This is a genomic window from Vibrio sp. Vb1127, assembly GCF_033338735.1.
GTDB classification, from domain to species: domain Bacteria; phylum Pseudomonadota; class Gammaproteobacteria; order Enterobacterales; family Vibrionaceae; genus Vibrio; species Vibrio alginolyticus.
Genome location: NZ_JAWOTF010000035.1, coordinates 20,587 through 27,282 on the forward strand (window position 1 = coordinate 20,587; position 6,696 = coordinate 27,282).

A 6,696-nucleotide genomic window follows, 5' to 3' on the forward strand; every position below is an offset into this window, starting at 1 on the left:
GATGCGGGATTCTTTTGCCTAAAATAAGGATGGATTCTATGAAGCTTTATGACGCAATTATAGGCGCAGTCGAAAAGCATATAGCCCCTATAGCAGCTAAAGTGGGGAATCAGCCCCATGTTCGCGCAATGAGAGACGGTTTTATTGTCGCAATGCCGTTTATTATTGTCGGTAGTTTCATTTTGATTTTTGCATTCCCCCCATTTGCCGAAGATACAACCTTTACTTTTGGTCGAATTTGGCTCGATTTCGCCACTACACATTTTGATACCATAATGATGCCCTACAACATGTCGATGGGGATCATGACCATTTTTGTTTCGCTGGGCGTTGCTTATAGTTTAGCGAAGGCTTACAAGATGGATGGGATCACGAGTGCTGTATTGTCACTAATGTCTTTTTTACTCATTGCGGCCCCAGCTAAAGATGGCGCGTTGTCTATGTCTCACATGGGCGGAACCGGGATCTTCACCGCAGTGATGTGTGCATTTTTCTCGGTGGAGCTCTACCGTTTTATGAAAAAGCACAATATTACGATTCGCATGCCAGAGCAGGTGCCACCGGCGATTGCGCGATCATTTGAAGTATTGCTACCAGTCTTAGCGATATTCATTACCTTATATCCACTTAGCCTTTTCGTACAAACCCAGTACGACATGCTGATTCCAGACGCTGTTATGGCTATCTTTAAACCGCTAATTAGTGCGTCTAACTCATTGCCTGCCATTATTGGCGCTTTATTGCTTTGCCAGCTGCTTTGGTTTGCGGGTATTCATGGTGCTGCAATTGTTGTTGGACTGCTTTCTCCAATCTTTTTGACCAACATTGGTGCCAACATTGAAGCCTTTGTTGCAGGTGAACCGATTCCAAACGTATTTACTCAACCGTTCTGGGATTTTTACATCTTTATTGGCGGCTCTGGTGCAACACTTGCTCTTGTTATGCTGATGTCGTTTAGCCGTTCTGTTCACCTTAAGAGCATTGGTCGAATGAGTGCGGTGCCTGGCTTTTTCCAAATCAACGAACCAGTGATCTTCGGTAGCCCAGTTGTGATGAACCCGACCTTGTTTATCCCGTTCGTCTTCGCTCCAGTCATCAACGCTACGATTGCGTATTTTGCTGTGCATGTCGGCTTTGTGGGTATGGGTGTCGCTACAACACCTTGGACAACACCGGCACTGATAGGTGCTTCGTGGGGTAGCGGTTGGACCTTTGCGCCAGTATTGCTCGTCATTGGTTTATTGATTCTTGATCTAATCATCTACTTCCCATTCTTCAAAATGTTTGAGAAGCAAATGTTGGAGCAAGAACTACCAACGACGAAGGAAACTAAAGGTGACACGCAGCCGTCAGGCGAAGGCGTTACTGCTTAACTGTGCTTAATGGGCCGCAATTACCGCGGCCCGATTTTCGGAGAGAAAATGATGGAACAAGAATTGGTTGTAATGGAGATCATTTGCAATGCTGGTGAAGCCAGAAGTTTAAGCTACGAGGCATTGCGTTTATCTCGAGAACAAGATTTTGAAGCGGCTGATGAGAAGCTCTCTCAAGCAAGAGAGTGCATTAATAAAGCCCACTTAATACAGACTCAGCTTATTGAAGAAGATCAGGGAGAAGGGAAAGTCCCGATGACGTTAGTGATGGTGCATGCTCAAGATCACCTGATGACTACGATTTTGGCTCAAGAGATGGCTGTAGAAATCGTCGCACTGAACAAAAAAATCTCGAACAAGTAAAGGGGGATGAAAATGTCTAGAGAGGCGATCAAACTTGCCATTATTGGCGGTGGTAGTAGCTATACCCCGGAATTGGTTGAAGGGGTTATTAAGCGCTTAGAATATTTACCCGTTAAGAAGATTCATTTTGTGGACATTGAGTCAGGAGCTGAGAAGCTTGAGATCATCAAAGGATTGGCTCAGCGAATGGTCGATAAAGCCGGAGCAAAAATTGAGATAAAAGCCGGTTTCGATCGCCGTGCTGCGATAAAAGATGCGGATTTTGTGATGACGCAGTTTCGTGTTGGTGGCCTTGCTGCACGCGCTAACGATGAGCGAATCCCAATCAAGTACGACGTCATCGGCCAAGAAACAACGGGCCCTGGTGGTTTTGCTAAAGCACTGCGAACCATTCCGGTCATTCTGGATATCTGTAAAGACATTGAAGAGTTGGCTCCAAACGCATGGATGCTCAATTTCACCAACCCAGCGGGTTTAGTTTCCGAAGCGGTCAGTAAGTACACCAAAGTAAAGAGTATTGGTTTATGCAATGTGCCCGTTTCAATGGAAATGATGATTGCAGAAATGATGGAGTGCGAGCCAAAAGAGCTGCAACTTGAGTTTGCTGGGTTAAACCATCTCGTGTGGGTACACAAAGCATGGCTCAATGGGGAAGATATTACTCAAACGGTATTAGAGAAAGTCGGTGATGGTGCCAACTTCAGTATGAAGAATATCTGGGAAGAGCCGTGGGATCCGGCATTTCTAAAAGCACTGGGGGCGATACCATGTCCTTATCATCGTTACTTCTACCAAACTGATGCCATGCTTGCTGAAGAGAAACAAAGTGCCGATGAAAAAGGCACTCGTGCTGAGCAGGTAATGGAAACAGAAAATGCGCTATTTAAGCTCTATCAAGATCCTACCCTCGATCATAAGCCGAAAGAGTTAGAGGAGCGGGGTGGTGCTTATTATTCTGATGCATCACTGAACCTAGTTGATTCAATTTATAACAATCGTAATAGTATTCATGTTGTTAACGTTTTAAATAATGGAGCGATCAACGGCCTACCTGACGATGCTGTGATTGAATGTAGTGCCGTGATTGGTAGCTGGGGGGCGAAACCTCTTGCGGTTGGCGAGTTGTCAAACAATATCAAAGGATTACTCCATCAAGTTAAAGCGTATGAGCAGCTAACAATAGAAGCTGCTGTCGAAGGTAATTATGACAAGGCGCTTATGGCATTAACCAATAACCCATTGGTGCCTGACATTGGCCGCGCCAAGTCAATCCTGGATGATATCCTAGCGGTGAACGCTCCGTATTTACCTCAATTTAAACTAACGACGTTGTAAGACAAGGAAGGGCGCCGATGAAAGTCATTTTTAATGCTGATGATTTTGGTTTAACGAGAGGTGTAAATAGCGGCATCGTTAAAGCTCATCAGCAAGGTGTGGTTCATTCAACCACCATGATGGTGGGTATGGATGCTGAGCAACATGCCTTAGAACTAGCTCGCCATAATCCAGACTTGAAAATTGGCGTTCATCTTAGGTTTACAGCAGGTGTGCCTATAACGAAGCATCCTAACTTGACCAACGGCCGAGCGCACTTTATCAACTATGACGAACTTTGGAGTAAGCAGGACTTCGAAACTCAGGTCATTTATGATGAAGCAAAAGCTCAGGTGGAACATTTTTTATCGCTTGGGTTAGAGCTAAGCCACTTAGATAGCCATCATCACGCGCATACTCACCCTCAAATTTTGCCCGTTATTAAAGAAGTAGCGAATGAATACAGAGTGCCACTGCGGGGCACTGGCTTGTGTCAAGAATCGATGACAATCAGGTATATCTTTACTGATGAGTTTTATGATCAAAAAGTGAGCTTGGATGGCTTAATGGCACATCTATTGAGCTTAAAAGCTGACTATGACTTGGTTGAGGTGATGTGCCACCCGGCAGAGGCCGATCAGGCGCTTATCTTAAAGAGTGGCTATGCGCTTCAGCGAGAGCTAGAGTTACAAGTTCTTACCTCTCCCATTTTAAAAGAACAGTTAGCTCATCATGGCATAACTGTCACGGATTACTCTGAGCTTGTTTCTACCAATCAAATGGTCGGTGTATGATTAAAGGCTGCCAGCTTCGCCCCCTATAGCACCTTACGAATTGCTGGCAGCCGTTCTACACAAACGAATATTTAATAACAATTGCAGTTGGACCCAATAGCATTATGGCAAGGATTAAAGATGTAGCCGAACTCGCCGGTGTAAATCGCTCTACCGTTTCTCGAATTATTAATGGAGAGGGGAAATTTCGCGAGGAAACTCGAAAAAAAGTAGAGCAAGCTATGGCGCAATTGAATTATCGTCCTAGTGCAATTGCTCGTTCACTCGCAACCTCATCCAGTAATATGGTTGGGTTATTGGTGACTTACTATACGGGGGGCTTCTTTGGCGAGATGATGGAGCAGGTTCAGACCGAGCTGGATATTCATAAGAAGTTTTTGATTACAGCTCAAGGCCATCATTCTGCACAAGGTGAAAAAGAGGCAATTCAGCGTTTTAATGATTTACGTTGTGACGGCTATGTACTTCATAGTCGTTATTTGTCAGATGATGACTTACGTGAATTAGCTAAACAGCCAACACCTTTCGTTCTTCTGGATCGCTACGTGGAAGGAATAGAAGAGCGTTGTGTTACCTTTAACCATCATCATGCAAGCCGTATTGCCGTTGAGCACCTTTTAGCTGGTGGTCATCGAAAGATTGCTTGTATTGCCGGTCCATCCCAACGTCATAACAGTGTATTGAGAAAGCTTGGGTATATTGATGCAATGAAGGATGCTGGTATAGATATTGATGAAAGCTGGTGTGAAGAAGGGAATTATGGTCGGCAAAGTGGTTATGATGCAATGGCTGCAATTTTACAACGACACCCTGATGTGACGGCTGTCTTTTCGTGCAGTGAAGAAATGACGGTTGGCGCAATGCAGTACTTACACGAGCACAGTATTTCTGTACCAGAGCAAATCTCATTAACTAGCTTTGACAGTGTTGATCTTTGTGAAAGTCTTTACCCTACAGTATCAGCAGTGCACTTTCCTATCAGTGACATGGCCCGTGTAGCGGTACAAACGTTAATGGGGCTAGTCAAAGATCAAGAAGTAATAGACAAGCCAGTGTTCGAGGCCAAGCTTAAAATACGCAAAGCAGATCGCTCCTTAAAGTAGCTTACTTCTATCTAATTAAGTGAGTCGCTTAGAAATAACGGTTTGATGTTTTGATAGTTACTGATGAATTTATTCACAAAATTTACTAGTATTCTAACTCTCTTAAGAAATATAAATCAGTAGTGAATAAGTGGCAGCCATTAAACTAACGGTCGATCGTATTCAACCCGGATTACATATCCGTCTTCCGCTAAAGTGGAACGATCACCCCTTTCTACTCAATAGCTTTAAGATTAAAGACCAAGAGCAAGTCGAGATGATCCGCCACCTCGGCGTAAAGTTCGTTTACTTTAATCCAGAGCAAAGCGATGCCGTTCCACTCCCTGTTGATCAAAGACAAGCTGACAGAGTAACAAATGAAGCGTCGTTAGATCATGAAACTCAAAAAATGTGGCAAGAAAAACAGAACCGCATAGAAAAGTTAAGTGCATACCGTCGACGCGTGATTCAGTGTGAAAAAGAGTTTGAGCGCTCTCTGGCACGTATGCGTTCAGTCATGACTAAAATCCGTAACCGTCCGACAGCAGCAGTTGATGAAGCAAAGCTTCTTATTGAAGATATCGTCGAGAAGTTAATGTGCGATGATAATGTTACGTTACATCTGATGAACGGAAAAAATGAGTTTGAAGATATTTATTTCCACTCATTGAACGTGGCTGTTATCTCGATGATGATTGGCCGTGCTAAAGGGTACTCAGCAGCACAGTTGAAAGAGCTTTCCTTCTCCGCACTATTCCATGATATCGGGAAAATAAAAATCCCGACTGCAATATTAAGAAAGCAACTACCTCTAACAGAGCCAGAAACCAACTACTTAAAGTTGCACACTAAATATGGCGTCGATCTTGCGAGTCAAATCGAGGCTTTTCCCGAAGTCGCGAGAATTGTGATCGCGCAGCACCATGAGCTAAGAGATGGGTCTGGTTATCCTAAAGGCCTGAAAGGAGATGAGATCAACGAGTTTGCTCAAATTATTGCTCTAGCCAATGCGTTTGATAACTTGTGTCATACACCGATAGTCTCAGATCAAAAGATTCCTTATACCGCACTCTCTCATTTATATAAGAACTGTAAACACCTATATAAAGAAGAGAACCTGAACATCCTAATTAAGTTTATGGGCGTGTTTCCTCCGGGTACCGTAGTTCATCTTTCTAATAATATGGTCGGCCTGGTTATCTCAGTGAATGCATCGCATTTATTATTCCCGAATGTCTTGGTTTACGATCCATCAGTACCAAGGACGCAAGCGCCAATCATTGATCTTGCCTCAAAAGATATAAAGATAGTTAACGCGATTCATCCGTCAAAATTACCGGATAAAGTAAAAGAGTATCTAAATCCGCGTTCGCGTATTTCTTATTTCTTTGATAGTGATGAGTAGTTATCCACAGCTTTTTGTGGGTAAATTGTATAAATCCTGAGTGTTATTTCTGGGTAATTTTAGGGTTGGATGGAAAGTATCCATTTGGCATGTTTTTTTAGAAAAAATGCATTTTTAGTATTGCCAAAGAAAATCTTCTCCCTATAATGCGCATCCATCGACACGGCAGACGCCACAAGGCTTTAGTAGGGTCGAAGAGGTAAAAAGCTTCTACAAAAAATTAGTTTAAAAAAGTGTTTGACACTAACAACTAAATCGCTAGAATGCTCCTCCGCTTTGAGAGAAAAACTTCTCGCAAAGCAAGCTCTTTAACAATATAGACCTATCAATCTGTGTGGGCACTCGTTGATGATAATCCAATTAGA

At 43.3% G+C, this 6,696-nt stretch carries 6 protein-coding genes; all 6 read left to right on the forward strand.

The window, feature by feature from the left end; genetic code table 11:
- Window positions 1-38 precede the first annotated feature (38 nt).
- On the forward strand, window positions 39-1,373 hold the full coding sequence (locus R7H07_RS22660; RefSeq protein WP_005381064.1) for a PTS sugar transporter subunit IIC: 1,335 nt from the start codon (window positions 39-41) through the stop codon (window positions 1,371-1,373).
- A gap of 51 nt (window positions 1,374-1,424) precedes the next feature.
- Window positions 1,425-1,736 (forward strand): PTS lactose/cellobiose transporter subunit IIA, encoded by a 312-nt coding sequence (locus R7H07_RS22665; RefSeq protein ID WP_031777269.1) that lies wholly within the window; start codon window positions 1,425-1,427, stop codon window positions 1,734-1,736.
- Between the two features lie 12 nt (window positions 1,737-1,748).
- Entirely contained in the window at window positions 1,749-3,071 is a 1,323-nt protein-coding gene (locus tag R7H07_RS22670; RefSeq protein ID WP_005381048.1) for a 6-phospho-beta-glucosidase, read from the forward strand.
- Between the two features lie 17 nt (window positions 3,072-3,088).
- Entirely contained in the window at window positions 3,089-3,844 is a 756-nt protein-coding gene (chbG, locus tag R7H07_RS22675; protein ID WP_054579416.1) for a chitin disaccharide deacetylase, read from the forward strand.
- 104 nt (window positions 3,845-3,948) lie between these two features.
- Window positions 3,949-4,947, forward strand: coding sequence for a LacI family DNA-binding transcriptional regulator (locus R7H07_RS22680; RefSeq protein WP_005381031.1), 999 nt, complete (start codon window positions 3,949-3,951; stop codon window positions 4,945-4,947).
- Between the two features lie 130 nt (window positions 4,948-5,077).
- Window positions 5,078-6,331: an HD-GYP domain-containing protein gene (locus tag R7H07_RS22685; RefSeq protein ID WP_065274865.1), complete on the forward strand. Its 1,254-nt coding sequence runs from the start codon at window positions 5,078-5,080 to the stop codon at window positions 6,329-6,331.
- Window positions 6,332-6,696: the final 365 nt, after the last annotated feature.